The organism is Streptomyces sp. NPDC005485 (genome assembly GCF_040606085.1).
Taxonomy (GTDB): domain Bacteria; phylum Actinomycetota; class Actinomycetes; order Streptomycetales; family Streptomycetaceae; genus Streptomyces.
Genome location: NZ_JBEXDZ010000015.1, coordinates 26401 through 51928 on the forward strand (window position 1 = coordinate 26401; position 25528 = coordinate 51928).

At 68.5% G+C, this 25528-nt stretch carries 27 protein-coding genes and 1 tRNA gene; 8 read left to right on the forward strand and 20 right to left on the reverse strand.

The features are described 5' to 3' along the window. Window positions 1-14: 14 nt before the first annotated feature. The 4 genes from ABZS97_RS08045 (at window position 15) to ABZS97_RS08060 (ending at window position 5906) form a co-directional block, all read left to right on the forward strand. Window positions 15-1484, forward strand: coding sequence for an FG-GAP-like repeat-containing protein (locus tag ABZS97_RS08045; RefSeq protein ID WP_356134891.1), 1470 nt, complete (start codon window positions 15-17; stop codon window positions 1482-1484). 52 nt (window positions 1485-1536) lie between these two features. Beyond that, entirely contained in the window at window positions 1537-2973 is a 1437-nt protein-coding gene (locus tag ABZS97_RS08050) for an FG-GAP-like repeat-containing protein (protein ID WP_356134894.1), read from the forward strand. 271 nt (window positions 2974-3244) lie between these two features. Continuing rightward, window positions 3245-4732 carry an FG-GAP and VCBS repeat-containing protein gene (locus ABZS97_RS08055; RefSeq protein ID WP_356134896.1) on the forward strand — a complete coding sequence of 496 codons (1488 nt, stop codon included), beginning with the start codon at window positions 3245-3247 and terminating at the stop codon, window positions 4730-4732. Between the two features lie 157 nt (window positions 4733-4889). Then, window positions 4890-5906, forward strand: a complete 1017-nt coding sequence (locus ABZS97_RS08060) for a Yip1 family protein (RefSeq protein ID WP_356134898.1) — start codon at window positions 4890-4892, stop codon at window positions 5904-5906. Window positions 5907-5981: 75 nt separating this feature from the next. On the opposite strand, the gene ABZS97_RS08065 is transcribed toward ABZS97_RS08060, so the two are convergent. After that, window positions 5982-6206, reverse strand: a complete 225-nt coding sequence (locus ABZS97_RS08065) for a hypothetical protein (RefSeq protein ID WP_356134900.1) — start codon at window positions 6204-6206, stop codon at window positions 5982-5984. A gap of 317 nt (window positions 6207-6523) precedes the next feature. Continuing rightward, window positions 6524-6823 (reverse strand): hypothetical protein, encoded by a 300-nt coding sequence (locus ABZS97_RS08070; RefSeq protein ID WP_356134902.1) that lies wholly within the window; start codon window positions 6821-6823, stop codon window positions 6524-6526. Between the two features lie 401 nt (window positions 6824-7224). On the opposite strand from ABZS97_RS08070, the gene ABZS97_RS08075 reads away from it, so the two are divergent. Further along, complete coding sequence (locus ABZS97_RS08075; RefSeq protein WP_356134904.1) at window positions 7225-9258, forward strand: cell wall-binding repeat-containing protein; 2034 nt, start codon at window positions 7225-7227, stop codon at window positions 9256-9258. A gap of 179 nt (window positions 9259-9437) precedes the next feature. Here ABZS97_RS08075 and ABZS97_RS08080 read toward each other — a convergent pair whose 3' ends face one another. The 3 genes from ABZS97_RS08080 to ABZS97_RS08090 form a co-directional block, all read right to left on the reverse strand. Beyond that, the gene (locus tag ABZS97_RS08080) at window positions 9438-9953 is read right to left on the reverse strand and encodes a phosphoribosyltransferase (RefSeq protein ID WP_356134906.1); all 516 of its coding nucleotides are present in this window, start codon (window positions 9951-9953) and stop codon (window positions 9438-9440) included. Window positions 9954-9964: 11 nt separating this feature from the next. Then, entirely contained in the window at window positions 9965-10540 is a 576-nt protein-coding gene (gene dcd, locus ABZS97_RS08085; RefSeq protein ID WP_356134908.1) for a dCTP deaminase, read from the reverse strand. A 95-nt stretch (window positions 10541-10635) separates the two neighbouring features. Continuing rightward, entirely contained in the window at window positions 10636-10815 is a 180-nt protein-coding gene (locus ABZS97_RS08090; RefSeq protein ID WP_356134910.1) for a hypothetical protein, read from the reverse strand. A 264-nt stretch (window positions 10816-11079) separates the two neighbouring features. Between ABZS97_RS08090 and ABZS97_RS08095 the strand changes: the two genes are divergently transcribed. Continuing rightward, window positions 11080-11153 (forward strand) — tRNA-Gly (locus ABZS97_RS08095). Between the two features lie 50 nt (window positions 11154-11203). Here ABZS97_RS08095 and ABZS97_RS08100 read toward each other — a convergent pair. The 14 genes from ABZS97_RS08100 to ABZS97_RS08165 form a co-directional block, all read right to left on the reverse strand. Beyond that, complete coding sequence (locus ABZS97_RS08100; RefSeq protein ID WP_356134912.1) at window positions 11204-12397, reverse strand: tyrosine-type recombinase/integrase; 1194 nt, start codon at window positions 12395-12397, stop codon at window positions 11204-11206. Continuing rightward, entirely contained in the window at window positions 12397-12609 is a 213-nt protein-coding gene (locus ABZS97_RS08105) for an excisionase family DNA-binding protein (protein ID WP_356134914.1), read from the reverse strand. The genes ABZS97_RS08100 and ABZS97_RS08105 overlap by 1 nt, the downstream gene beginning before the upstream one ends. Beyond that, complete coding sequence (locus ABZS97_RS08110; RefSeq protein WP_356134916.1) at window positions 12606-13922, reverse strand: replication initiator; 1317 nt, start codon at window positions 13920-13922, stop codon at window positions 12606-12608. Before ABZS97_RS08110 ends, ABZS97_RS08105 begins: the two co-directional genes overlap by 4 nt. Window positions 13923-14076: 154 nt before the next feature. Beyond that, window positions 14077-14376, reverse strand: a complete 300-nt coding sequence (locus tag ABZS97_RS08115; protein WP_356135001.1) for a SpdD protein — start codon at window positions 14374-14376, stop codon at window positions 14077-14079. A gap of 17 nt (window positions 14377-14393) precedes the next feature. Then, window positions 14394-14588: a hypothetical protein gene (locus tag ABZS97_RS08120; RefSeq protein WP_356134918.1), complete on the reverse strand. Its 195-nt coding sequence runs from the start codon at window positions 14586-14588 to the stop codon at window positions 14394-14396. Between the two features lie 10 nt (window positions 14589-14598). Then, a complete protein-coding gene (locus ABZS97_RS08125) occupies window positions 14599-14790 on the reverse strand; it encodes a mobile element transfer protein (protein ID WP_356134920.1) in 192 nt (63 codons plus the stop codon). Continuing rightward, window positions 14787-14975: a hypothetical protein gene (locus tag ABZS97_RS08130; RefSeq protein WP_356134922.1), complete on the reverse strand. Its 189-nt coding sequence runs from the start codon at window positions 14973-14975 to the stop codon at window positions 14787-14789. Before ABZS97_RS08130 ends, ABZS97_RS08125 begins: the two co-directional genes overlap by 4 nt. 18 nt (window positions 14976-14993) lie before the next feature. Further along, window positions 14994-15650, reverse strand: coding sequence for a DUF2637 domain-containing protein (locus ABZS97_RS08135; protein WP_356135005.1), 657 nt, complete (start codon window positions 15648-15650; stop codon window positions 14994-14996). A 5-nt stretch (window positions 15651-15655) separates the two neighbouring features. Further along, on the reverse strand, window positions 15656-15862 hold the full coding sequence (locus ABZS97_RS08140; RefSeq protein WP_356134924.1) for a hypothetical protein: 207 nt from the start codon (window positions 15860-15862) through the stop codon (window positions 15656-15658). Between the two features lie 89 nt (window positions 15863-15951). Continuing rightward, entirely contained in the window at window positions 15952-17325 is a 1374-nt protein-coding gene (locus ABZS97_RS08145) for an FtsK/SpoIIIE domain-containing protein (RefSeq protein ID WP_356134926.1), read from the reverse strand. A 4-nt stretch (window positions 17326-17329) separates the two neighbouring features. Continuing rightward, a complete protein-coding gene (locus ABZS97_RS08150) occupies window positions 17330-17680 on the reverse strand; it encodes a hypothetical protein (RefSeq protein ID WP_356134928.1) in 351 nt (116 codons plus the stop codon). A gap of 135 nt (window positions 17681-17815) precedes the next feature. Further along, entirely contained in the window at window positions 17816-18544 is a 729-nt protein-coding gene (locus tag ABZS97_RS08155; RefSeq protein WP_356134930.1) for a GntR family transcriptional regulator, read from the reverse strand. Between the two features lie 101 nt (window positions 18545-18645). Next, complete coding sequence (locus tag ABZS97_RS08160; protein ID WP_356134932.1) at window positions 18646-19089, reverse strand: ATP-binding protein; 444 nt, start codon at window positions 19087-19089, stop codon at window positions 18646-18648. Window positions 19090-19368: 279 nt separating this feature from the next. Continuing rightward, entirely contained in the window at window positions 19369-20109 is a 741-nt protein-coding gene (locus ABZS97_RS08165; protein ID WP_356134934.1) for a GntR family transcriptional regulator, read from the reverse strand. A 77-nt stretch (window positions 20110-20186) separates the two neighbouring features. Here ABZS97_RS08165 and ABZS97_RS08170 point away from each other — a divergent pair, with 77 nt between their 5' ends. Then, a complete protein-coding gene (locus ABZS97_RS08170) occupies window positions 20187-21272 on the forward strand; it encodes a DUF1152 domain-containing protein (protein WP_356134936.1) in 1086 nt (361 codons plus the stop codon). Between the two features lie 17 nt (window positions 21273-21289). Further along, on the forward strand, window positions 21290-22054 hold the full coding sequence (locus ABZS97_RS08175) for a HEAT repeat domain-containing protein (protein WP_356134938.1): 765 nt from the start codon (window positions 21290-21292) through the stop codon (window positions 22052-22054). A 506-nt stretch (window positions 22055-22560) separates the two neighbouring features. Here ABZS97_RS08175 and ABZS97_RS08180 read toward each other — a convergent pair. Further along, window positions 22561-25374 (reverse strand): hypothetical protein, encoded by a 2814-nt coding sequence (locus tag ABZS97_RS08180; RefSeq protein WP_356134940.1) that lies wholly within the window; start codon window positions 25372-25374, stop codon window positions 22561-22563. Between the last annotated feature and the right edge of the window lie 154 nt (window positions 25375-25528).

The window sequence follows — 25528 nt, forward strand, 5'->3', positions numbered from 1 at the left end:
CAGGAGAACCCCGCATGCACAAGCGTCACCAGCACCACCTGCGACTCGCCCTCGCGACGGCCACCGCGGCCGCGCTGACGGGCGGTCTCCTCACCCTCGCGGCCACGACCGCCACGGCCGCGGGCTCAACCCATGCCTACAAGGCGGACTTCAACGGCGACGGCTACGGCGACGTCGCGTTCGCCGCGCCGTACGCGAAGGTCGACGGCAAGGGCATGGCCGGCTACGTGGCCGTCGTCTACGGCAGCTCGACCGGCCTGAACCCGGCCAAGCGCACCGTGGTCAGCCAGAACACCACCGGCGTGCCCGGCACCGCGGAGGTCGAGGACGGCTTCGGCCGGGCGCTCGCGGTGGCCGACCTGAACGGCGACGGCTACACCGATCTCGCGGTCGGTGCCCCCGGCGAGGACGTCGGCACGGACGTGGACGGCGGCTCGGTCACCGTGCTGTGGGGCTCGTCGGGCGGCCTGAAGAACGGCACCACCGTCAAGGACCCGGCCGCCTCCGCGCACGACCAGTGGGGCCGCGGGCTGACGGCGGGCGACTTCAACGGCGACGGCAGGGCCGACCTGGCCGTCGCCACCGGCTCCTCGCACGCGTACGTCGTCAAGGGCCGCTTCACCGCCTCCGGCACCACGGGCGGCACGCAGAAGATCACGCTGCCCGAGCAGGCGCTGTTCGGCATCGACGCCATGAAGGCGGGCGACACGAACGGCGACAAGAAGGCCGACCTCGTCCTCACCTACCGCGCCCGGCTCGACTCGGACCGCTCGGGAAGCTGGTCCAAGGGCGTCGCCTACCTCGGCACCGCCGCCGGCCCGGACACCGCCGCGGGGCGCCCGCTGAACGGCGGCACCTCCATCGCGCTCGGCGACATCAACGGCGACGGCTACGACGAGATCGCCCTCGGCAACGTCTTCGCCAAGGAGGACGACCACAGCGGCAGCCTCGGCGGCAAGGTCACCGTCATCCGCGGCAGCGCCGGCGGCCCGGTCAACGGAGACGCGCCCATGGCGGAACTCACCCAGGCCTCCGAGGGAGTTCCCGGCACCGACGAGGAGAACGACGGCTTCGGCGGCTCGGTCTCCATCGCCGACGTCAACGGCGACGGCTACGGCGAACTCGCCATCGGCGTCCCCTTCGAGGACATCGGCACGAAGGAGGACACCGGCACCACCGTGGTGATGGCCGGCTGGTCCCTCACCGGCGGCCGCAGCCCGATCTCCCAGGACACCTACGGCGTCCCCGGCGCCCCCGAGTCCATGGACTACTTCGGCTCCGACGTCCTCCTCTCGGACGTCAACAAGGACGGCCACCCCGACTTCACAGTGGCGGCGACCTTCGAGGACGAGGGCGTAGGCGCGATCACCGCCCTGCTCGGCTCCTCGGGCGGCATCACCACCACGGGCGCCCGTTCCTTCGGCCCCGGCTCGCTGGGCCAGTCGCGCACCTACGGCAGCTTCGGCACCAACCTCATCGGCTGAGCCCTCCCCCCCTTTCTCCGATCTCCGATCTCCGAATTCCGAACGGACCTCCATGCGCAAGCGCACCCTTCTCCTGGCCGCGACCCTGACCACCGGCCTCCTCACCGCCCTCCCCGCCGCCACGGCCACGGCCGCGCCCTCGAACCTGTCGGGCGACTTCAACGGCGACGGCTACCGCGACCTCGCGATCGCCGCGCCGATCGCGAAGGTGGGCGGCAAGACCGGTGCCGGATACGTCGCCGTGGTCTACGGCACCGCGAGCGGCCTCGACACCTCCAAGCGGCAGATCATCAGCCAGGACACCACCGGCATCCCGGGCGTGCCCGAGTCGAGCGACTACTTCGGCGACCGGCTGACCACGGGCGACATGGACGGCGACGGCTACACGGACATCGTCGTCGGCGTGCACGGCGAGCGGATCGGCTCCACCGACTCCTTCGGCGCCCTCACGGTGCTGTGGGGCGGCGCGGACGGCGTGAAGTCCGGCACCGACATCTCCTCGCCGCTGCCGGAGTTCCGCAACGAGCTCGGCTGGCAGATCGCGGCCGGCGACTTCGACGGAGACGGTCACACCGACCTTGCCGCCGCCAACAACTCCACGCCGGCCCTGAACATCTTCCGGGGCCCCATCTCCCGTACGGGCAAGGCGGCTTCGCTCATCGGCGTCGACACCGTCGAGCAGACCACCATCTACCCGGACGCGCTGGTCGCGGGCGAGGTCAACGGCGACGGGAAGACCGACCTCCTCGTCATGGGTCTGGAGGAGACCAGCGGCGGCGACTCCCGCACCCGCAGCGCCCTCTACCTCGGTTCGGCCACCGGCCCGAAGTACAGCAAGAAGCTCGCGGGCGGCTACACGGCCACCATCGCCGACGTCGACAAGGACGGCTTCGGCGACGTCGTCACCGGCAACTTCATGGAGAAGTCCACGAACGAGCCGAACGGCGGCCTGGGCGGCGCGATCACGGTGACGTACGGCGCGGCGGGCGGCCTCAGCACCCGCACCCCCGTCCGCATCACCCAGGACACCACCGGCGTCTCCGGCACCGGCGAGAAGGGGGACGGCTTCGGCTGGAGCCTGTCGTCGGGCGACACCAACGGCGACGGGTACGGCGACGTCGTGGTCGGTGCCAACAGCGAGAGCCTCGGCTCGGTGAAGCACGCGGGCCAGGTCACCGTCCTGCGCGGCTCCGCCACCGGTCTGACCGGCACGAACTCCAAGTCGTACTCCCAGGACACCGCGAACGTCCCCGGCACCGCCGAGTCCGAGGACTACTTCGGCGACGCCGTCTTCCTCACGGACGCGGGCGCCGACGGCCGCGCCGAGCTCGTGGTCGGCGCCATGGGCGAGAACACCTCCGACGGCTCCGTGTGGCTCTTCAAGTCCACCGGCTCCGGCACCACCGCCACCGGCTCCAAGTCCTTCAGCGGCACGACGCTGGGCGGCCCGTCGGGCGACGCGTACTTCGGCAACGTGCTCGCGGGCTGACGTACCCACACCCAGGGGCACCCCGCGGCCGGACGGCCGGGGGGTGCCCCTCTCCGCGTCCGCGGCCTCCCGGGCAGTTTCCTCGAAGATCCCCTCGAAGATTCCCTGAAGATTCCCTCGAACTCACGTACAACCCTGTGTGCCCCACACGTGTCTCCTGATCGCAACCGCCGCACAAAGCCCAGGCCAACTCCGGGCAAACACGGGCGGTTCGCCCCCATCAACTGCGGATGCCCGCCAGGCATCCCCGCATGCCGCAGGAGAACCCCGCATGCACAAGCGTCACCAGCACCACCTGCGACTCGCCCTCGCGACGGCCACCGCGGCCGCGCTGACGGGCGGTCTCCTCACCTTCGCCGCCACGACCGCCACGGCCGCGGACTCCGCGACGGTCCCGCAGGCCGACTTCAACGGCGACGGCAAAGGCGACGTGGCCTTCTCGGCCTCCGGCGCCTATGTGAACGGCCATAAGGCCGCCGGCCAGGTCGTCGCGCTCTACGGCACCTCCACCGGCGTGTCGTCCGCGAAGCGCTCGACGATCAGCCAGAACACCTCCGGGGTGCCCGGCACCGCCGAGGCCGGGGACGGCTTCGGCGCGGAGACGGCGTACGCCGACTTCAACGGCGACGGCTACGACGACCTCGCCGTGGCCACGCCGTGGGAGAAGGTCGGCGACGACACCAACGGCGGCGCCCTCGCGATCCTGTGGGGCTCGGCGAGCGGCCTGACCGGCAAGTCCTCCGACGTCCCCGACCCGTCCGTCTCGGGCCACGACTACTGGGGCAAGAACCTCGCAGCCGGTGACTTCGACGGCGACGGCAAGGCCGACCTGGCCGTCGGCAGCTCCACCAACACGATCTACGTCTACAAGGGCGGCTTCACCACGTCCGGCACGCCCGGCGGCCGTTACACGATCAAGCCCCCGATCCAGTCCGGCGGCGACGCGCGCGGCCCGCTGAACCTCACCGCGGGCGACGTCAACGGCGACCACCGCACCGACCTCGTGGTCGATGGCTTCGAGACCCAGACCGACTACGGCTGGAACAAGAACTACTGGGTGCCCGGCACGGCTAGCGGCCTGAGCGTCGCGTCCGCGCAGACCCTCAAGCCCGGCGTGATCACCGCGATCGGCGACGTCAACGGCGACGGCTTCGGCGACATCGTCAGCGGCGCGTACTGGGACACCACCACGAGCGACGGCACGACCGTCCCCGACTCCGCCACCGGCGGCAAGGTGTGGGTCACCTACGGCTCGGCCGGCGGCCCCGGCTCGGCGACCGGCATCACCCAGAACACCGGTTCGGTCCCCGGCACCTCGGAGAAGACCGACTACTTCGGCTACGAGCTGGACCTCGGCGACATCAACGGCGACGGCTACCAGGACCTCGTGGTCGGCGTCGCCGGCGAGACCATAGACGGCGTCACGGACGCCGGCATGGTCACCGTCCTGTACGGCTCCGCGAGCGGCATCAAGACCTCCTCCGGCGCCCAGGCCTTCGCCCAGAGCACGGCGGGCGTCCCCGGCGACGACGAGAAGAACGACGCCCTCGGCGCGGACGTCAAGCTCGACGACGTCACCGGCGACGGCAAGGCCGACCTCCTCGCGGGCTCCTACGAGAACGACGGCAACGGCGCGGTCCTCTACCTGCCCTCCAACGGCACGAAGATCACCACCACCGGCTCCCGCACCGTCTCCCCGAGCACCTCAGGCGTCTCCACAACGGGCACCCCGTCCTTCGGCGTGAACTTCGCCGACTGACCGCCTTTGACGTATGAGCTCCGGAGCCCGGCACGGTGGTGGCCGCCACCGTGCCGGGCTCCGGACCTCCCACATGGCTGTACGAGTACGTCTGGTGCGAACTCCCCGTGGGGGCCGTAGAGGACCCGTAGGGGAGGGACTGCGGCTCCCCTAGGTGATGTCACAGGTCGGCAGCAAAGCCGCCCCCGCGGGCCCCGGTCCCGCACGTCACTCTCCGGGACCAGGTACGTTCGATAACGTGGCTGGATTCAGGATCGGACGTGGCAACCGGGACAACCGGACCCCGCAGGCGCGACCGCAACAAAACCCGCGGCAGCAGCCGCAGCCGTACGGGCAGCAGCCCCCGCAGGGATACCCGTCCCCGCAGGGCCAGCCGTACGGCTACCCGCCTGCGCCGCAACAGCAGCAGCAGTACGGCGGCGGACAGCAGCCCTACGGCGGTCAGCAGCAGTGGCCGCAGCCGGGCGGCGGGCAGGGCGAGCCGGAGTACTTCGGTGACGGGCACCCCCAGCAGGGCCCGGACCCGTACGCGGCCAACCAGCCCGGTCACACGCAGGCGTTCTCCATCGGCGAGGACCCCTACAGCCAGGGCGAGACCTACCGCGCCGGCCAGGCCGCGGCGCCGCCGGTCGGCCCGCGCCTGCACTGGAAGGACCTGCTGAAGGGCGTCATCACCCGCCCCAACCAGACCTTCCTCCAGATGCGCGACTACACGATGTGGGGCCCGGCCCTGATCGTGACGTTCATCTACGGCCTGCTCGCGGTCTTCGGCTTCGACGGAGCCCGTGAGGACGCGATCAACGCGACGCTGTCCAACGCGGTGCCGATCGTGCTGACGACCGCGGTCGCGTTCGTCATCAGCACGTTCATCCTGGGCGTGGTCACCCACACCCTGGCCCGCCAGCTCGGCGGCGACGGCGCGTGGCAGCCCACGGTCGGCCTCTCCATGCTGATCATGTCCATCACGGACGCGCCCCGCCTCCTGGTCGCGATGTTCGCGGGCGGCAACGCCTCGTTCGTACAGGTCCTCGGCTGGGCGACCTGGGTGGCCGCGGGCGCCCTGCTGACCATGATGGTCAGCCGCTCCCACGACCTGCCGTGGCCCAAGGCCCTGGCCGCCTCGGCGATCCAGCTGATCGCGATCCTGTCGATCGTGAAGCTGGGCACGTTCTAGGACTGCCGCCGCCCCACAGAACGAAGACCCCCGGTCCGGATGGGCCGGGGGTCCTTTGCACGCGCGTCAGGGTGTTCAACGCATCAAGGTGTGCAGACCGAGACCCAGGAAGCAGACTCCCGCGATCCCGAACTGGATCCGCATGGTCGTGAGGTTCTTCCACGGCGTCCCGTACCGGGTGCGCCGGGTGAACGCCACGTCCGCCCGGTCCCACACCCACATGTCGACACCGCGGCAGCCGCAGGCCACCACCATGAAAGTGCCGCCCACGACCAGGGCCACCACCCCGTGAAAGACCAACGCCGCCCCCTCCCGCCCGCGGCTCAGTCACCGTTGAAGACAAGGTATCGGTGAGCTCTGCGCTCGATCCGAGCCGTCAGGGCAAGGATTTCCTGCGCCGCCTCGGCCTCGCGCACAGCGCCCCGACGGCGGGATGGACGCATGTGGCTTCGATCGCACCCCCGTACGCCTGAACGTGGACGCTGATTCCCGTGGGCGCACGTCAGCGCTCGCCAGGCGGACCACCGAGGCTTTTGAGGACCGCCCGGTCCGACCGGAGAACCCCCAGGTCGGTGACCCAGGGGTTCCCCGTTGTCCGGACCGTCGGTGCCTGTCCGCTACGCGGCGCCGCTGATCCCGGGAGCGACGAAGCGCCGGTGCAGCGGGCTGAAGCCGGTGTCGGGTGTGCCGGTGATGCCGGCCTTCTGGATCGCGGGTGCGAGCCGTTCGGTGAAGAAGGTCTCGAACGCCTGCTGGGATTCCCACACATCGGTCACGTGGAACCCCTGAGCGTCGAACCAGGCCACGTGCACCTGGCCACCGGCCGCCGGGACCTCCTCCCAGTCGACCGCGTCCCGCACTGTGTCGTACTGCTCCGGCGTGACTCCCGCCCAGTGCATCGACATCACGACAGCCATGTCCAGCCCGCCTTACTACTCGTCGAGGTGTACGCGCTTCTCCGACCAGCCAACATCCATCCGCTGCCGCACACACCTCCGCGACGGCCAATGGTGTCCCCACGCCGGACAGGCATGGGGATCGTGCCATCGCACGAGCCTTGCCCGGCAGAGCGCGCGGAGGCGTACCGGCGCCTGCGGAAAGCAGCGGGCGCCGCACCGCGTGAGCCGCACCACAGCGTCTCGTTCAGCGACCTTCACCGTCGTTCAAGTGGGTCTGTCAATAACGGGCGCCCCTGCCTCCACGGATGCCGTGGCACGGCGCTAAAGTTTCGCCGCTGCCGTACGGACGACGAACACGATGCCGTCCGTTCGCCTCGGGGGAGGGGCAACGCAGCCATCCATTCACCTGTGGGGGCACATTGAACACCTCTGCGCGTCGCAAATTCGCGGCGCTCACGACCGTCGCCGCACTCGCGGCCGGTCTCGTCGCCGGGCTCCCGGGCCAGGCGACCGCCGACACCGCCGGCTGGCCGGCCACGGACGGCAGGCTGCTGTACAACGAAGGCGGCTCGCTGAGCTACATCAACCCCGACGGGACCAAGAGCGCCCAGTTCTACGAGACCGGGAACCAGGCCGCCTGGTCCGCCGACGGCAGCCAGATCGCCTACGTGGGCTCCACCGACGGCCGTCTCCGCACGAAGACGTACGCCCAGGAGTCGATATCGGGCAACGACATCGTCATGCCGGCGGGCAGTGGCTGGCATCCGACCCACCCGACGTTCTGGTACGGCGGAGGCGACATCGTCTTCACCGCCGGAGGCCGACTGCGGGTGGCCGTAGCCAACAGCGCCCTCGCTCCCAAGACACTGTTCGGCAGCGACGTCGACGGCTGCGACTCCAAGGCCAGCGGCGCCGTCAACGGCAAACTGGCCTTCGTGCGCACCGGCACGAGCTGCTCCACCACCGGCACTCCGGCCGTCTGGGTCTACAACGGCCCCACCAAGGCGTTCACCAAGGTGGCCGCCAACGCGGACGACCCGAGCATGTCCCCGGACGGGCAGTCGCTGGTCTTCACCCGGACCGTCGCCGGACACAAACAGCTCTTCACGGTCAAGCTCGACGGCACCGGGCTGACCCAGGTCACCACGGACCCCGCCGACCACAACCGTCCCGCCTGGTCGCCCAAGGGCGACCGGATCGCGTACGACACCTACTTCACCGGCAGCCCGGACACCGGCCCCAGCGGTTCGCAGCTATGGATCCACGACCTCGCGGCGGGCACGGAGACACGTGTGCCCATGGCCGGCGGGACCGACGTGGCCTGGCAGCCGCTCCGGAAGAACGCGATCTCCCGGGTCTACGGCTCCGACATCTACGACGGCAACATCGCCGCGTCCAAGTGGACGTGGAACACCCTCGGCAGAAGTGTGCCGGGCCTGATGAACGCGAGCTCGGCCGTCCTGATCAGCAAGTCGGACTCCGCGTACGCCACCACCGCGACCTCGCTGGCCGGCAAGAAGCACGGACCGGTGCTGATGACCTCCGGCACGGGCCTGGACTCCTCCGTCCAGACCGAGCTGAAGCGCATGCTGCCCAAGGGCAGGACCGTCTACCTGGTCGGCGGCACCAGCATCCTCAGCAGCTCGGTGGCGTCCAAGGTGACCTCGCTCGGGTACGTCGCCAAGCGGCTGTCCGACGTCTCGCGCTACTCCACCTCGGTGGCCGTGGCCAAGACGATCACCAGCGCCCCGAAGTACGTGTTCCTGACGACCGGCACGGACTACCACAACGCCCTCGCGGCCAGTTCCGCCGCCGGCGCCATGGGCACCTCGGGCACCTCGGTCGTACTGCTGACCGAGGGCTCGACGATGACCACGTCCGTGTACGGCTACCTGAACCAGTACAGCCCGAGCACGACGAAGATCATCACGGTGGGGGTCGACGCCGAGTCGGCGCTGACGAAGGCGTACAACGCCGGCAAGCTGCCCCACTGGCCCAGCACGTACAGCTACTACCGCTTCGGCGGCAGCCCGGCGCCGGTCGCCGCGAGGCTCGCCGAGTTCTGGTGGTCGTCGCCGTCGGACGCCGCGGTGGCCTCCGTGGGCAGCTGGCGCGGCGGGGTCTCCGCATCCTCGGCGATGAGCACCGCCGGTCCGCTGCTGTGGACCGACGTCACCTCGCTGACGTACGACACCAAGTGGTACATGATGCGCACGTCGGCGAGCCTGAACCACGTGGCCGTGTTCGGCGGCAGCGGCTCCGTCGACGCGAAGGTGGTCCCGTTGATCGGCAGGGCCATCGGCGTGGACAGCACCTACACGTACACCCCGTACTACAAGGGTGACATCCCGCAGAGCCCGGCCTCCCAGCCGTTGTCCGCGAGCACCGCGAGCACCGGCAAGCCCGTTCCGAGCCCGGATCTGGCCCCGCTCAAGGTGACAGTCTCGAAGTGACCCCGTGTCCGGGCCGCCCTCCTCCCAGAGGGCGGCCCGGAGCACCGGCGGCATCTCGCGAGCGGCAGCGTGCGCCCCGAGTAACGGCTCCAGAGCCGGGCGCCGGACGAGAAGAAGCCCTCGGTGATCAGCCGAGGGCCCCGTACGTCGCCAGTGCTGCTGACCCCGCTACCCGCAGGTCAGACCGCTTCCTTGTTCTCCTTGGACGCCTCGCCCAGCCTATGCACCGGAGGCAGCACACTCCACGGGAAGTTGATCCACTCGTCGGTGCGCTTCCACACGTACTCGCACTTCACGAGCGACTGGGACTTCTCGTAGATCACGGCGCTGCGGACCTCGGCGACCTCGCCGACGCAGAAGTCGTGGACGAGCTTCAGCGTCTTGCCGGTGTCGGCCACGTCGTCCGTGATCAGCACCTTCTTGTCGGAGAAGTCGATGGCGTTGGGGACCGGGGCGAGCATGACCGGCATTTCGAGGGTCGTCCCCACGCCCGTGTAGAACTCGACGTTCACGAGGTGGATGTTCTTGCAGTCGAGGGCGTAGGCAAGCCCGCCCGCGACGAAGACGCCACCCCGGGCGATGCTGAGGACGATGTCGGGCTCGTACCCGTCGTCGGCGATGGTCTGCGCCAGCTCACGGATCGCGCCGCCGAAGCGCTCGTAGGTCAGGTTCTCGCGCACAGGCAGGTCACTCATGTCGCTCCCGCTCACACCTGGGTCCGATGGAAGTTGAGGAAGGACCGGGAGGCGGTCGGCCCGCGCTGGCCCTGGTAACGGGAGCCGTACCGGTCACTGCCGTACGGGAACTCGGCCGGCGAGCTGAGCCGGAACATGCACAGCTGCCCGATCTTCATACCCGGCCAGAGCTTGATCGGGAGCGTCGCGAGGTTGGAGAGCTCCAGCGTGACGTGCCCGGAGAAGCCGGGGTCGATGAACCCGGCGGTGGAGTGGGTGACGAGGCCGAGCCGCCCGAGCGAGCTCTTGCCCTCAAGGCGCGACGCCAGGTCGTCGGGCAGGCTGATGACCTCGTACGTGCTCGCGAGCACGAACTCCCCGGGGTGGAGGATGAACGGCTCGTCCCCCTCGGGTTCGACGAGCCGCGTCAGGTCGGCCTGCTCGACGGAGGGGTCGATGTGGGGGTAGCGGTGATTCTCGAACACCCGGAAGTAGCGGTCGAGCCGCACGTCGATGCTTGAGGGTTGCACCATGGATGCGTCGTACGGATCGATACGGACCCGCCCGGCGTCGATCTCGGCCCGGATGTCCTTGTCTGAGAGAAGCACGCCCTGAGGATACGCAAGGCGCGCGGAGCCACCACAATCGTGACGACTCCACGCGCCGGGTCCTACGCCCTTACCGCTTCACTCGCTGCTTCAACTCACCGCTTCACTTGCTGCTTCTCCAGGGCCACGGGCACCGCACTGCGGAGCCGGGCACAGCGTGGGCACCGGACGAGCCGTCCGGGACCGAGCCGCTCGGCCTGCTGCATCGGGAACGAAGCGGTGCTGAACACGTGCCCTTCGGCACAACGGACGACGGTGTGCTCCATCAAGTCCACAGAGTCCCTTCCCCAAGAGCCTTCGTCTCACTGGCGTGAGTGACGACGAAAGCCACATTACGGGACGAAAGGAACGGCCCTCCAGGCGGCACTCCGACCAACCACGGACCCTCTTCGCCGCCTCCACCGTACGCCCCAACTCCCGGCCCCCGCAGCCCCGTCCACCCCCTCCCATGCACACAGGCCCCACGGCTTCAGCGCCGGGGGCCTGCCATGAGGTAGAGTGACTGAGCGTTTACGACACCGGTTCAACCGGCGTCTTACGCGGGTGTAGTTTAGTGGTAGAACATCAGCTTCCCAAGCTGAGAGTGCGAGTTCGATTCTCGTCACCCGCTCCATGACAAAGGCCCAGGTCATCGACCCGGGCCTTTTTTGCTGTCCGTTGTGATCACTCGTCGCGTGCCAGATCCGTGCCAGAACACTGATCGTCTGGATCAACAGTGCCTTCCTCCGGCACGGCCGCAGCTTCCTGGCGTGCCTTGCGGACAGTCGCGTCGAGACCGGCTGCAACTTCCTGCTGTCGATCGTCGTCCGAGTGCTGGTAGATCAGCGCCGCCTTCTCGGAGGACTGGCCGGCGCGGACCATCGTGTCCTTGAGGGTGGCGCCCGAGCGGGTCGACAGCGTGTGTCCGGTGTGGCGAAGGTCGTAGAAGCGGAAGCCCTCGGGGGCGCCGACGGCGGTACGCGCCTTGCGCCACTTCCGGCCGAAGCTGCTACGGCGGAAGGGCGCGCCTTTCTCGCCGAGGAAGACCAGGCCGTTGGGCCCCTTGCCTGCGTAGAGCTCCATGTGGATGCGGAGCTCCGGGCGGAGGAACTCCGATAGGTGCACGGTACGGGTGCCCGCCTCGGACTTGGTGTCGCCGGGAGCGCGACGGCCGTTCGTGCGCTCGGGCTCGGCGCGTCTGACCGTGATCTTCAATGCTTGGACGTCGACGTCTCGTCGGCGAAGGCCTGCCAGCTCTTCGGGACGGAGGGGGCCGTAGGCACCGAGGTAGACCATGAGGCGCCAGCGGGGGCCGATGTTGTCGGCGAGCGCGTCGACCTGGGCCACGGTGGCGATGCGACGCTCGGCCGCCTTCTCCTTTCCTGCGCCCTTGATCCGGCACGGGTTGCGCTTGATCAGGTCGTCGTCGACGGCGGTCTCCATGATGCCTTTCAGCAGGCGGTACGCCTTGGCGGTCGCGGTCTTGGCTCCGGTCGTACGGAGACGCTCGGCGCGCCACTCGCGAACACTTGGCGCCGTGATCTCGTCCAAGTCGGACTCACCGAAGGTGGGCAAGAGGTGGTTGTCGAGGAGGTAGTGGTAGAGGTCCACGCTCAGCACTTCGAGGTCCCGTTCTTCGACCCACTTCGCGGCGTAGACGCGGAAGTTGACCGACCCTGCCTCTGGGTCGCGCCACTCGCCCCGTCTGATCTCCGTCTGCTTCTCGGCGAGCCAGTCGTCAGCCTCCGTCGTTGTCGCGAAGGTTTCCGGCGCGGGACGCATCACGCCGTCCGGTCCCGGATAGCGCGCTTGATACCGGCCGGACGCGAGCCGTCGGATCGCGCCGAAACGGCGACGCCTGCCCTTGTTGTTGGCCATCAGGCAGCCCTCCTGCAGCTCGGGCGAGGGCGCCTCAGCGGCTCGACGGTGCGGGAACTGATGAAGTCCTCGACCGCGCTCTCGGGGATGCGGACATGCCGACCGACCTTCACGTACCGGATGCGCCGCTCCTCGATCAGCCGCCGAGGGAAGCGGGCAGTCGTACCGAGCAACTCGGCGACCTGGTCGACGGACAGGTATCGGTCGTTCATGTGGTGGGCTCTCCTTCCGCTCCAGGCGCAGGGGCGAGGGTCGCGGCGAGCCATTCCTCACCGCGTGTGAGGCCGATTCCGGCGAAGGACCAGTGGGCGAGGACGTACGTCGTTTCCTCCTGGTCGTCGAGGGCGGGGCGCAGCTCCTCGGGCAGGGCCGCCAGTGCCTCTGCGCGCCGCCATTCGGCTCGGGCGCTGCGGAGCGCACCGAGGGTGGTGGAGTAGCGGCGGGTCTTGGTCGAGAAGTGGCCGCGGAAGCCGAGCATGTGGGCCCAGGCCCTGAGCCTCAGCTCTTCCAGGTCGCGGCGCGCGCCGAGGGTCCAGGCGGTTCGGATCAGCCGACGTGCGTGCTCCGTGATCCGTACGCGGTCGAGCTCGGCGAGGAACTTGATCGGCCGGTCCAGGGTGCCGGTCGCGGCCTCTGCGCCCTTGGTCGCGTACTTGGCGATGTAGGCCGCCACCGCGCGTTCCGTCAGCTCGGAAGAGCCGTCGAAGTCGGCCGATCGGATGGGGCGTACGTCGAGTTGGCGCCCGAAGGTGAAGACGTGTGCCCGGCCGTCGAGCACGGGGCCCGTCACTGTTGCCTTGGCCGTCGCGGCGGCGATGGCGTCGGTCAGGAGCTCGGCCGTGGCCCAGGCAGGAGGAGCGGTACTCCCGCCCTCTGGCCCGTCGATGCGGATCACGGCGTGAAAGTGCACGGCGCCCCGCCGCTGGTACTCGGCGACCTTGGCGAAGGACACGCGAGCGTGGTCAGGGAAGGCCCGCTGGGTCAGCCCCGCCCGCTTGGCCACCTCTCTGCGGAGATAGATGGAGAACCGGCGCCAGAGCATTCCGGCGTGAGCGTTCCAGAGGACCGCCGCTTCGTAGTCGTACGTGGCCGGGTCGAGCGGAGTGCCGAGGGTGCCGTCGTCCTGGTCGTGGAGCGTGCCGCAGCGGCACGGGCGCACGGTGCCCCGCCGGTCGGCGGGTCGGTTGTGGACCGGACCAAAGCCGGGTGCGGTGAAGGTGGCGAACACTCGGGGGTGCGCGGTGACGGTCTCGGGGGTTCCTTTGCCGCCTCGCAAGCCCGCTGTGATCAGGTGGTAGGTGTCGCGCCGGTAGGTCTCGGCGCAGGCCGAACAGCGGGTCGTACGACGGTTGTTGCACCGCACGAGCAGACGGCCGGCGGGGAGCGTGGACGAATCCAGGTGGTGCAGGACACGGTCGATCTCTCCTGTCTGAGTGTTGAGTTGGTACTCGGTCCGGCGCCCGTCGAGGCGTACGGGGTTCGTACACCCGCCGAGGCCGCGCAACTGCCGCACGAGGGTCGGCATGTTGCCGAGCGTCGCGAGCGCCCCCAGGTCTGCGAGCGGGGGCGAAGTGCGTCCGGTAGTAATGGAGCTGTCCTTTCGACTGCGTTCGGGAGGGTCCGTGCCTGCCGGGGCGGCGGGATGCTTGGCGGTATCGAGGCCGCCCCCGGCAGGCTGGTCAGCGCTTCGGAGCGCCATTGAGCAGGGAGCGCAGCACCACGGCCGCGATGGACACGGACACGGCCGTTATGGCGACCGTGGCCAGGAGCGCGGTCAACACCACGCCTACGACCAGAACGGCGGCGACAGCCCCGGCGCCGAGGCCCACGTACGGGGCGAGCGGACGACCGGCGGAGGGTGCCGGGGCGTGCGTGCACGAGCAGGCGACCGGGGCGTGATGACGCTCGGCGGAGACGGCCGAGGTGATCACGTGAGTGGTAGGGAGCGGTGCGGCGTCGGGCAGTTTCGGGCGGAGCAGCATGGCGGTTTCTCCTCTCAGCGGTTGGTGCCGTTGACGACGTCGACGCCGGACCGCGTACCGGACTCGATGGCAGGGGCGAGAAAGGTCTGCGAGAGCCAGAAGCCGAAGAGCGCGATCACGACAGCGACCCAGAGGCGGATGCCGAGGAACTTGATCGCGGCCCAGGCGACGACTCCGAGGACGAAGACGAGGGGCAGGCTGACGGTCACGGAGATCTCCTCAGCGGGCCGAGCAGCGGTGGGTGCGTGCGGCCAGCTCGGCGGCAGCCCGGCTGTCGTAGTCGGTCGAGAAGCCGCAGCGGGGAGCGGTGCAGGCGGCGGTGTGCTTCTCGCGGCCTCGGCCGTCGTAGAAGGTGCCGACCTGTACGGGACCGATGCGGATCACTCGGCGGAAGCGGCGTTCGGCAGTCATGAGCGGGTCTCCTTCTGGTCGGTGAAGTCGGCGACGTGGTCGGCCAGCCAACGGCGGATCTCGGCGCCCTCCTGGTCGTCGGCGTTGAGGATCACCGGCTCGGCGACGAGGACGGCCTCGGTGAAGCAGTTCTGGCGGGTGAGTTCGGCAGCGCGCTGGAGAGCGCGCAGGGTGGACGGTCGCAACGGCGGATTCCTTGTCGATCAGGTGAGTTGGGCGGCGATGGCCTCGGCGAGCGGGGCCGGGACACCGAGCCGGGCGCGAAGGGTGGCGGTGTCGATGGGTGATCCCGTACGGGTGCGGTGTTCGGCGGCGACCTTCCGGGCGTGGTCGACGAGCGCCGCCGGAAGCCGGTCGACCGGAGCGGCAGTCTCGGTGATTGGTTCAGGCGCCAGGGCGATGGCGGGCGGCTCTGGAACGGCCTCGGAGGCCCGTCCCAGCTCGGGTGCCGTATCGGCCGTGTCGTCGTACGACTCGGCGACCGGTACGGGGCGATCGGTGGGACTGTGAGCAAGCAGGGTGCCGCCCAGGAAGGCGACCGCCGGCCAACCGGCAACGGCGATGCGGAGCCAGGCCGGAACGTCGTCGAGGTCGAGGAGACCGGCTGTGGCGACATTCGCCCCGAGGCTGGCAACGAGCGCGACCAGGAACCAGGACCATCCGGCCGCCTTGGACTCCCCCGACCGCAGCCGCTTCCAGGCGGCGACCAACAGGAGGTCGACGCTCACCGGATAGGCCCACGCCTTCCAGCCGTCCTGTCCTGCGGCTACGGCCACGTCGTGCAGATGCGCGAAGGACAGCGCGGCGGCGATGACCGCTTGGATCAGTACGGCATCCACGCGGACCGGCCCGGCGCGCATCGTGCTCACCGTTCCTCGGCCTCGTCGGCAGCGGCACGAGCGATGCGCGCCACTTCAGCGGCCTCGGCGTCACCGGGCATCGCGGCGGCGATCCGCTCCAGCAGATCGGCCTTACGAGCCGCCAGGCCAGCCGAGTTTCCGTCGCCGGTACGAATCTCCCTGACGTCTGCCAAGAACTCGGCGATCTCGTGCACGGTGGGGCGTTCGGCCATCTCTGATCACGTCCTCTCATTCGATTTCGGGCATGGCGGGGGTAGGGACTCGGCACGAGACGGTCGCGCCAACCGGTGAGGGGGTGTGGTCAGCCGGTCGCCGGACTCGGCTTGGCCACCGCGATCGGAGCGGTCACGAGAGAGACGGGAACGTGCGTCCGGAAGCGCTCCAAGGCCGGTATGTCCGGGGCGAGTTCGGCCGTCTCCCGGCAGATGGCCGCAGCATCAGCGAGGGAGAGGTACGGAGTACGGATACGCGCCCAGCCGCCGGAGGAGTCGCCGACCACTGCCAGTCCCGGCAGCTTGGCCGGAATCGTGGAAGCGACGCCGACCGCCTCGGGGGCGATGTCGCCGAGCGCCATCTTGGCCGACGCCTCATCGTTGACGCGGTGGCAGACGCGGCCCGTGAGTTGAGCGCGGAGCATGGTCGCGCCCTTGCCGAGCTCGGCGCCGAAGCGCTGCCCGCAGACCTCCAGGTAGATCCCCGCCGCCCGACCGAGCTGAGCGAGCCGGATGAGCTGGGTGACCATCTCGTCCCGCCGTTCCTCGTCCTTGCGCGTGGCGACGAGGAACAGTTCGGCGACCTCGTCCACGAACAGCACGATCGGCGCGGGGCGTTCGTCCTCCGGAAGGCCCCAAATGTCCGAGGTGATCTCCTCGTCGGGCATGCCGGGCGCTATCCCCTGCCGGGCCTTGATCAGGTCGTACCGGTCCTCCATTTCCTTGATGAGTACGGGCAGCAGTTCCGCTGCCTCGCTCGGCTCGGTGGCCAGCGCCGACAGTCGAGGGGCGAACGGCGCCAACTCCACACCGCGCTTGCAGTCGATTCCGACGAGGGCGACCGGCTGAGCTGCCAGCCCTGTCAGCAGGTTCCGCAGGAACATCGACTTCCCCGACAGCGTGGCCCCGAGCACGAGTTCGTGTGGGACGGCCCTGTAGTCACGGACGAACGCGGTCGCGTCCTCCCGCAGAGCCACCGGCACCGCCAGGAGGCCACCCTCGACCGCGCGGGGCATCTTCACCTTCCGCAGCACGTCGAAGCCGACCAACCGCAGCTCGACCACGCCCGGTTTGATGCTGCGGACGTGCACAGCATGGACGCCCCACGCATGCCTGAGTCGCTCGCACGAGGCAGCCACATCAGCCGGCTCCTGGCCGGGCGCGAGCCGCAGCCGCACCCGGAGCCCCGTGGACGTCGGGCGGAGCAGACACCGCCGGGGAGGCACCGGGCGCACCTCGCGGCGCGTGGTCGCCCTTACGGCCAGGGCCCGCAGCCGGGACGGTTCGACGGTCAGACCGCACGCATCCATCGTGGAGCCGTACGAGGTCATCAGCCGTACCGCCGACATCGGCAGCCCGACCGTGGCCCAGTAGACCGCCGGGTGCGCCTTCCGGGCGTATACCGCTCCGCCCATGGCGGTGAGCGGCCCGCTCAGCTCTACCAGCGTCATCAGCTCGGACACGAGATCAGCTCTCCTGCCCGGCGGGGAAGGCTCCGGGAACCACAGCAGCCGCCCGATAGGCGATGCCGTGGCGGGCCTGCCCGCTGAAGACGCTTTCCCACGGCCGGGCGATCAGCCCGGGGAGGGAGACCGGAGCGCCGACGGCCAGGCCGTCTGTCACCCCACTCTCCGGAACGGTCACCGCGATCAGCGAGGACTCCCCCTCGTCGATGTAGACCACGCCGACCTTCATCAGCGACTCACCGCTGACAGCATCCTTGGCGATCTCGCCCGTCTGCCGGTCCTTGACCTTCGGCTCGGGAGCTTCGGTCAGCAGGATCGTCGCGGCCGAGGTCTCGACACGGATCACACGCACAGAACTTCTCCTTCGATCGGTACCCGCCAGACGACCTGACAGGTTGACTTAGCAAGTTCGAAGCTAGGGATGCCAAGTTGACTTGTCAAGTGAGATCCCGGGGGGAGAGGAGCCCCAATACCCCTTATCCGCTGGTCAGTTCAGCCGGTAGACGTCTTCAAGTTCCTGGCGATCAGCAGGCAGGAGGACGTCTGACACCTGGAGCGCCTCCCCCGACACGCCACAGGCCACGACGAGCACGCTGAGAACCGGTCCGCCTTCGGCCATGTCCAGGAGACCCGCCTCATCGTGCGAGGCAAGCCGGGCCGACACACGCTCGGTGACGTGATCGAACCGAACCCTCTTCCGTGATTCGAGATGCGCGCGGGCACTTTCGCCCAGCTCCGCAGGTTCGCCCAGCTCGGTCCCCTCGGCCAGGCCCACGGGGAAGTAGGAGGAGACCAGCTCGATCGGCTCGCCGTTCTCCTCGACGAGGAATCGCCGGGCAAGCACCTTGGTCCGCTTCGGCACGCCCAACACCGAGGCAACCCGCTGCGGCGCCGGCACCACGCCCACATCCACGATGCGCCCAGGAGTCTGCGACTCGTCGCGCTCCAGCGCGGCACGGCCCCGACGGTCTCTCTCTTCGACCTCTTCGGGGCGGCCGCGAACGATCGTGCCGAACCCCTGCCGGGACTCAAGCCAGCCGTCCCGCTTCAGGAGCTCCAGCGCCCGTACGACAGTGGGTCGGGACATCCCGAACGACTGCACCAGCTGGTTTTCACTCGGGACGCGGGAGCCGGGCGGATACGTGCCGTCCTCGATGCGGCGCTGAAGCGTCTGCGCCAGACGCACGTACTTCGGCGCCTCCACCTCGTACGCCATCGATGTCCACCCGTCAGATTGGCCAAGTCAACTGGTCAACCACTCTAGCGTTCCATCCACGGGCGGAACATACCGTCCACGGATGGAACGACGGCTCCCGCTCAGGCAGGCCACGCCTTCTCGACGACGAACGAAACAACAGTCCCGCCGTACGAACTCGGCCCCGCGTACCAGCTGTCCGACAACGCATTGACCAGGCATAAGCCGCGTCCGTGGGCCTCATCGGCAGTCGGCTCCCGCAGACGGACATTCGCGGGGAACCCAGGGTTGTGCACGTCGACACGCAAAGACCCTCGCTCGCGCCACCACTCGACTCGCACGAGCCACTCCTCGTCAGCCTTGCCGTAGAGGATGGCGTTGGTGACCAGCTCGGAGATCATCAGTACGCAGTCGTCGAGCGGACACATCGGCTGGTGGGGCTCGATGAACTTGCGGAACCATCGACGCGCCCGGGAAACGGACTCCGCCATGGGGTAGAGCGTCATGGCGCCGAGCGGTTCCCGCTTCTTCGTGGCGCCGCCACGGTCGTCTTCACTGCCCTGCATACGCGCCTACTCCTCACCGGTGCCGTCACAGTCAAGGCAGCGGCGCTTGGACGTTGCGCGGGGCCGGCCGTTGGCCGACGCCATCACGAGAGCCGAGCGGGAGCTGACGTGCTTCCAACCTCGCCCACGACACCCCCGGCAGACGGAACGTGCCTCGCTCCTCGGCCGGTCAACGCCCACGACGCGCCCCTCTCCTCCAAGTGGCTAAGGCCACTTCCTGGATAGTGGCATTAGCCACTTGGAGCCCGCAAGCACTTCGCCGAGATCGGCGGCATCAACTCACGTGAGGGGGTAGCCCTGTTCGAACGCCCAACGACCGGGCGGGTAGGTGGCCTCGGCGAATTCGAGCGGCCGATCCTGCAAGTCATAGACCACGTGATGCACAATCAAAACCGGCGCCGACGACTCCAGTCGAAGGTCCGCGACCTCATCCTCAGTGGCCGCTCGCGCACACATCCGGTCCTCGGCATAGCTGCCTTGACGACCCGTCATGTTCTCCACGTACATCAGCGTGCCCTCTTGGATACGCTCCGGGTCCATCAACTTCGGTGCACGCTGACCGACTTCCGGGCCGAACCAAGAGGTAGAGATCGTGATCGGACCGTCCTGATTGTTGGTCACGCGCCGCCTGTGCACAGCCCGCCGATCCTTGACCAGGCCGAGCGCCTCCGCAACATGATCCGGCGCATCCATCCACCCGGCCGACGTGATCACGGCGTACTCACCAGCCGTGTAGATCTTCCCAGTCTGCCGCGCCCGGCCGTAGAGCTCCCGGGCCCGCCGATTGACCTGAAGACTCCGCACATACGTGCCCGAACCCTGCCGCTTCTCGACGAGACCCTGTTGCCGCAACGCCTCCAACGACCGAGCCGCCGTCGGCCGCGAAACGCTCCAGTCCGAGGCAAGCTGCCGCTCCGAGGGCACCTCGTCGCCCGCCCGCAGGTCACCGCGCAAGATCTGATCGCGGATGAAGTGCGCGATCTGCAAGTACTTGGGCTGCGCCTCTTCGATCTGCGGCATGAACCCTCCCTCAAGTGGCTAAGTCCTCTTGCCACTATAGGGTGAGTGGCTAAGTCGCCAACCCGTAGGCTGACCGGGTGACTCGGTTGATCGTGGCAGCCGGAGGCGGGGGCGACGCAGTCGCCGCCGCAATGCTGGACGCCGCCCTGTACGGCGACGAGGACCCAGCGGTAGTCCTCACCTACGCGTGGGACCGCCTGTTGATCGACCCGGTCCCAGGCCCCCGAGGCCCCGCCAACTTCACAGGCCTGCGCCCACTGACCCCCGCAGTCCAAACCGTCCCCGGCAACGCGGAACCGATAGCGCCCGCGGGCTCGACGCTCCCCCGCCTGGCACGCGAACTCCCGCAGACCTTCGCGCTCATCGACCCGCACCACGGCGCTGAGGGCATCACACGCCAACTCGAAGAACTGATCGCCCACCTCGCGCCTGAGTCGATCGACCTACTCGACGTAGGCGGCGACATCCTGGCCCAGGGCGACGAACCCACACTCCGCAGCCCACTGGCCGACGCCCTCACGCTCGCAGCGTGCTCCCAAGTCCTCGCCCCGGTACGCCTCTTGGTCGCCGGCCCAGGCCTGGACGGAGAGCTCCCCGCCGAGCAACTCCGCAGCTGCCTGGGTCCAGTTGCCCTCACCCTGACGCCGGATCACGTCGAACTGATCAGCAGCGTCCTGGAGTGGCACCCGTCCGAGGCAACCGCGATGCTGGCCGCAACGGCACGAGGTGTGCGCGGCCTCTGCGAAGTCCGAGACGCGGGCCTGCCGGTCCCCCTGACCGACGAGGGCCCGACCATCCACGAAGTCGACCTGGACGAGGCCCTCAGCCGCAACCGTCTGGCCCAAGCCCTCGTGATGACGACGAGCCTCGACGAGGCAGAGCAGCACAGCCGCGAGATCTGCGGATACTCGGAGATCGACTACGAGCGCAACAAGGCCTCTTGGCTCGGCACTCTTCCTCAGCAGAACCTCGACCCGAAGACGACGCTGGACCAGGTCGCCCAGTTCGAAGCTGAGGCCCGCTCCCGCGGAGTCACACACACGACCTTCCGCCGCATCACCGAGGCCATCGGCCTTTCCGGAGCCCGGCGCGAGCCCCTCAGAACTCTGCTCATCGAGAGCCGGCCGGAGCAGTACGCGGCTCCGCTGTGGCGCATCGCATGACGGGCAATGCTGACCGCATGCCCGTGGACCTGCCTGATCCGGAAAGGGTGCTGACCGAGACCAACTGGGCCGCAATGGAACATGGAATGGGGCCTGCTGCGGACGCGCCTGAGATGCTCCCGTCTTTGTTGGATGCCGACCAAGACGTGAGGTCCCAGGCTCTGAGCTATCTGGTCCACGTGCTGAACCACCAAAGCACGCTGTACGACTCGACTGTCCCCGCCGCGCTCTACGTGGCCGCTGTCCTCGCCGATCCACGTACAGCACTCCCCGTAGACAAGAAGCCGCACGACTTCCCCGGCCCGCTGCGCGCTGAGTTGCTGGGCTGGTTGGACTCGGTCGCCAACGAGGTTTGTGACGAGGCCGAGGCGATAGGTCGCCGCCATGGCTTCCCCCTTGAGGAGTACCCTCCGGCCGTCCAGACCCGCGAAATCCGTCCGCTGCTATTCCGGGCGGTCCATGCGTGCATCAACGACTCGGACCCACATGTACGCGAGGCAGCCATTGCCGCTTGCATGCCCCTGGCGGACGACCCGCGATTGATTCCGCACCGAGCAACGCTGGCCCCTCTGTTGCGCGACGTACTGGCCACAAGCAAGCTCTGGCAGTACCGCGAACGAGCCATCGAAGCCCTCGCCATGTGGGGCGAGGACACCGCAGGACTTGAGGTCCAGCGAGAGCCGTTCGAGGTCTGCGACTCGGAACTCTCGACGGACAGCACCTCTACCTGGCCTGCCGGGCCCAGGTTCGCTCTGGGAGACGATTCGGGCCCGCCCTTCTGACCGTTGGGTTATCAGGCCCGACCAACCCGTGCCAGCGACTGAGTTACAACCTTCCTCACGGGTTCAAGGCGGCTCGCTCCGCTCCCCGCGCGCGGCCCGACCCCCGGCCGGGCCTGCGCTCCTGTCTCCGCCCCGCTCCAGCCCGGCCGGCGCCCATGCCGCGCGCCGAGCAGTCAACCGCCTGATCTCAGAGAAGGGATACGTCGCGGCTGGGGCGGTCGGCTCCACGGCTTTAGCCACCTCCCCGGTCAGGGTCCCGCGTCGAGCAAGACCAGGGAGCCACTCGTGCTCATTGCGGTCAGGCCCAAAGCCTGCCCGAGTTGCCAACCAGCGTACGGCCCCCTGATCATGCCCGACCCCAAACCGGGCAGGCCACCGGCCAAACCCGCTCCGCCGACCTAGGAGTCACGCGAAGAATCTGCGTTTGTCCCCGCTGAGGCTCGCGAAGTGTTTGCAGTGCTAGTGCCTAGACAAGAACTGCGCGGTGTGCCGCGCGATAGCGAAGGTCAAACAGGATCTTCGGCATCGAAGCCCTCGATGCGCAATCTTTCTGCGCACTCGGGTTCGCCGCGAGCCGCGAGGAAGCTGATCAGCTCCTGATCCGCACCGTGCGTACCTGCGTGTACTTCGTCGTAAAGCCGGTCAATGTTTCCCTCTCTGGCCAGCAACTTGACCAAGTCATCAGCGGCAAGAGAATCGCCGGCGTCGGCGTGCGTCGTGAGTGTGTCGATGGCCTCATCAATGCGGTTCTCCTCGACCAGCAACTGGGCCAGCCGATGCGCGGCAAGAGGAGAGTCCTCGAAGGTGCGAAGAAGGTGAATGGCCATCTCGGTATCACCCTTTTCGGCTAGCAACCATGCCAGTCCACTAACGTTACGCGCGACTCTGTCGTGGGCGCGGAGCAACTGGATGGCCTCATCAATATCGCCATGCCTAATCAGCAGCTCTGGCAGTAGGCCAATGGCGTAGGTGTCGCCAGCATCGGCACGTGCCCGCAATTTGACGATGGCCTCGCTGAGGTCGCTCTGCTCAGCCAGCAAGTGATCCAGTTGGTCGGCAGCGGCCCTATCGCCAGCATCGGCACGTGCCCGCAGAGCCTCGGTGTCCCCCTGTTTGGCATGCAGCTTCGCCAGTTCGGCCGCGGCCAGCCCGTCTCCGACGTCGGCGCGGGCCCGCAATATGTCGATGGCCTCACCCTGGTTGCCTTGCTCAAACAGCAAACTAGCCAGTCGACGCGCGAAAATGGAATCGCCAGCGTCGGCGCGCACCCGCAACTCGTCGACGTCACCCTGCCTGGCAAGCAACCTAGCCAATTCGCCTGCGGCAGCCCTATCGCCGGCGTCGGCGCGCGCCCGGAGTACATCGCTGGCCTCATGGACGTCGCCCTGGCCCGTCAGCAGCTCGGCGAGTGCGCCAGCGGCATAGAAGTCGCCGACGTCAGCGCGGGTTCGCAGCGCGTCGAGGTCCCCCCGTTTGGCCAGTACTCCTGTCAACTGGCGAGCGGCATGACGATCGCCAGCGTCGGCACGAGCCTGCAACGCGTCGACGTCACCCTGCTGAGCTAGCAAGGCAGCCAGCTCGCCTACAGCGTCGAAGTCGCCGGCGTCTGCACGGGTCCGCAACATGTCCATGGCTTCGCCAACATCGCCGTGCTCAATCAGCAAACGTGCCAGCCGCCGGGCAGCGTAAGAGTCGTCGGCGTCGACACGGGCCCGCAAGATGTCCTTGGCCTCATCAAGGTTGCCCTGCTCCAGCAGTAGCTCAACGAGGGCGCGAGCGGCATGACGGTCGCCAGCGTCGGCACCGGCACGCAATGCATCGATGTCACCCCGCTCAGCTAGCAAGGCAGCCAGCCGCGTGGCGGCGTTGGGGTCGTCAGGGGCAAGGATGGTGTAGAGCGCTTGCGCCTTCTGGGGCAACAGTCGGCGTCTGGCGCTGTCGGCGAGTCTCCAGCGGTCGTCGTAGTCGGTGACGTGGTCGATGAAAGCGTGCCAGGTGTGCGAGGGCACCCGGATGCTGCGGCGTTGACGGACAAGGTCCTGCAGGAGGAAATCGGCGACCGTGAGGCCGCGTACACCACGGTGATCAGCGGTTGGAATGATAATGAGGGGAGCGGTGGCTCGGTCGTCACGGCGTATTGTGCTGGTGAGTTCGGCCAGGGCTTGATCGAACCAACTGTCATCGGGTTGAACGCTAGTGAGATATCCGCGGGCCGCGGCGCGCAGCAGATCGGTGGACAGGGGGGCTTGTATGCCAAGGCGACGAGCATCGACGGCCGCGTGGATTATGGTCTTGTTGAGGTCCGTGGCCTGTTGATAGCGGCGCATGATTTGTGGGGCACCGGCGAGGGCCTCGGTGACGTTGTAGTCGGTGTCGGCTACCGCTCGGGCCAGGCGTGAGTCCCGTGCCGCAAGAGTTGCTGCTCGGGAACGCTCGGTGCGCGAGAACGACTCCAACGGAATCTCGGTCACTGCCGCACTGCTGAGAATGTCCATGGCCGCCGGGTAGCGGGGCCGCTGGCCACCGGGCGCTGTCGCCGACTCACTGCCACGCAACTCGGTTGCGTACTGCGGCCACAGCGTTCCCACTATGACCACAGGCGTGTCCGCAGTTAGCAATTTACGGACCGCCGCCGCGGACAGAGGGCTGTAGTTGGCCTGCTCGTCAGTCACATGGTAGGGGCCGGGAAGGAAGCGTTGCAGTTCATCCAGCCACACGAGCAGTTTTGGCAGGGGAAAGGCAACGCTGGCTAGGGTGTTGACCAAGCCACCGTCTCCCAAATCTGGCGCGAGAACTGCGAAGTCGGGCAGTTCCTTGCGGGCCGACTCGTACAGCAGCCGGGTTTTTCCAACGGACGAGTTTCCCACCAGTACCAGGAACCCTCCCTCCCGGCTAGCGGTACCCATCCAGGTGCGCACCCGCTCACCAGCGTCACGCTCAACGAAGACGGGAAAGTAAGGATCCGGGCCTAGCTGTGGCTGGTGCATGGGTTGGCGCCTGCGGTGCAGCCAGCCCGCTCGTTGAGACTCCTGCGCTGCTGTCGTCGGCTGGACAGGCGGATCAGGCGGGATCGCTTCGTGCACACGAAGCATCAATCCGTCAGCTCCCCCAGCGCCGATCCGCGGCAATCGCTCCTGGCGGCCGAGATGCTGGCGCAACCGGTCCACCGCGCGATATTCCTCTTCAGCCATGGTTTGGCGACGGGCGGCCCACTGCTCCAGCCCTCCTGCCCCGACCACGCCCAGAACCGCGATTGCCACAGCCGCAAGCCACGGCGGGCACCACGCCAGCCACGATGGTTGCTCCTCCAGCTCCAACAACGCCACCACCCCGGCGGCCGCACCTAGCACCACCACCGGTGCGACAACCCGCCGTGCCCGGATTCGATACCCCCGTGCCATGGCGTCACCCCCAGCGTTCGCGTACGTCCACTCTCGGTACTCCTTGCCCCATCCAGGATCGGGCTGAATCACT

What these genes read in the sequence shown, in the direction of transcription:
- ABZS97_RS08135 (WP_356135005.1), bottom strand. Translation starts at nt 15,650, where the DNA reads ATGCGCGCCGGGCCGGTCCGCGTGGATGCCGTACTGATCCAAGCGGTC.
- ABZS97_RS08055 (WP_356134896.1), top strand. Translation starts at nt 3,245, where the DNA reads ATGCACAAGCGTCACCAGCACCACCTGCGACTCGCCCTCGCGACGGCC.
- ABZS97_RS08080 (WP_356134906.1), bottom strand. Translation starts at nt 9,953, where the DNA reads ATGAGTGACCTGCCTGTGCGCGAGAACCTGACCTACGAGCGCTTCGGC.
- ABZS97_RS08125 (WP_356134920.1), bottom strand. Translation starts at nt 14,790, where the DNA reads ATGACTGCCGAACGCCGCTTCCGCCGAGTGATCCGCATCGGTCCCGTA.
- ABZS97_RS08110 (WP_356134916.1), bottom strand. Translation starts at nt 13,922, where the DNA reads ATGCCGACCCTCGTGCGGCAGTTGCGCGGCCTCGGCGGGTGTACGAAC.
- ABZS97_RS08105 (WP_356134914.1), bottom strand. Translation starts at nt 12,609, where the DNA reads ATGAACGACCGATACCTGTCCGTCGACCAGGTCGCCGAGTTGCTCGGT.
- ABZS97_RS08165 (WP_356134934.1), bottom strand. Translation starts at nt 20,109, where the DNA reads ATGCCGCAGATCGAAGAGGCGCAGCCCAAGTACTTGCAGATCGCGCAC.
- ABZS97_RS08045 (WP_356134891.1), top strand. Translation starts at nt 15, where the DNA reads ATGCACAAGCGTCACCAGCACCACCTGCGACTCGCCCTCGCGACGGCC.
- ABZS97_RS08175 (WP_356134938.1), top strand. Translation starts at nt 21,290, where the DNA reads ATGCCCGTGGACCTGCCTGATCCGGAAAGGGTGCTGACCGAGACCAAC.
- ABZS97_RS08140 (WP_356134924.1), bottom strand. Translation starts at nt 15,862, where the DNA reads ATGGCCGAACGCCCCACCGTGCACGAGATCGCCGAGTTCTTGGCAGAC.
- ABZS97_RS08160 (WP_356134932.1), bottom strand. Translation starts at nt 19,089, where the DNA reads ATGCAGGGCAGTGAAGACGACCGTGGCGGCGCCACGAAGAAGCGGGAA.
- ABZS97_RS08100 (WP_356134912.1), bottom strand. Translation starts at nt 12,397, where the DNA reads ATGGCCAACAACAAGGGCAGGCGTCGCCGTTTCGGCGCGATCCGACGG.
- ABZS97_RS08155 (WP_356134930.1), bottom strand. Translation starts at nt 18,544, where the DNA reads ATGGCGTACGAGGTGGAGGCGCCGAAGTACGTGCGTCTGGCGCAGACG.
- ABZS97_RS08050 (WP_356134894.1), top strand. Translation starts at nt 1,537, where the DNA reads ATGCGCAAGCGCACCCTTCTCCTGGCCGCGACCCTGACCACCGGCCTC.
- ABZS97_RS08060 (WP_356134898.1), top strand. Translation starts at nt 4,890, where the DNA reads ATGTCACAGGTCGGCAGCAAAGCCGCCCCCGCGGGCCCCGGTCCCGCA.
- ABZS97_RS08070 (WP_356134902.1), bottom strand. Translation starts at nt 6,823, where the DNA reads ATGGCTGTCGTGATGTCGATGCACTGGGCGGGAGTCACGCCGGAGCAG.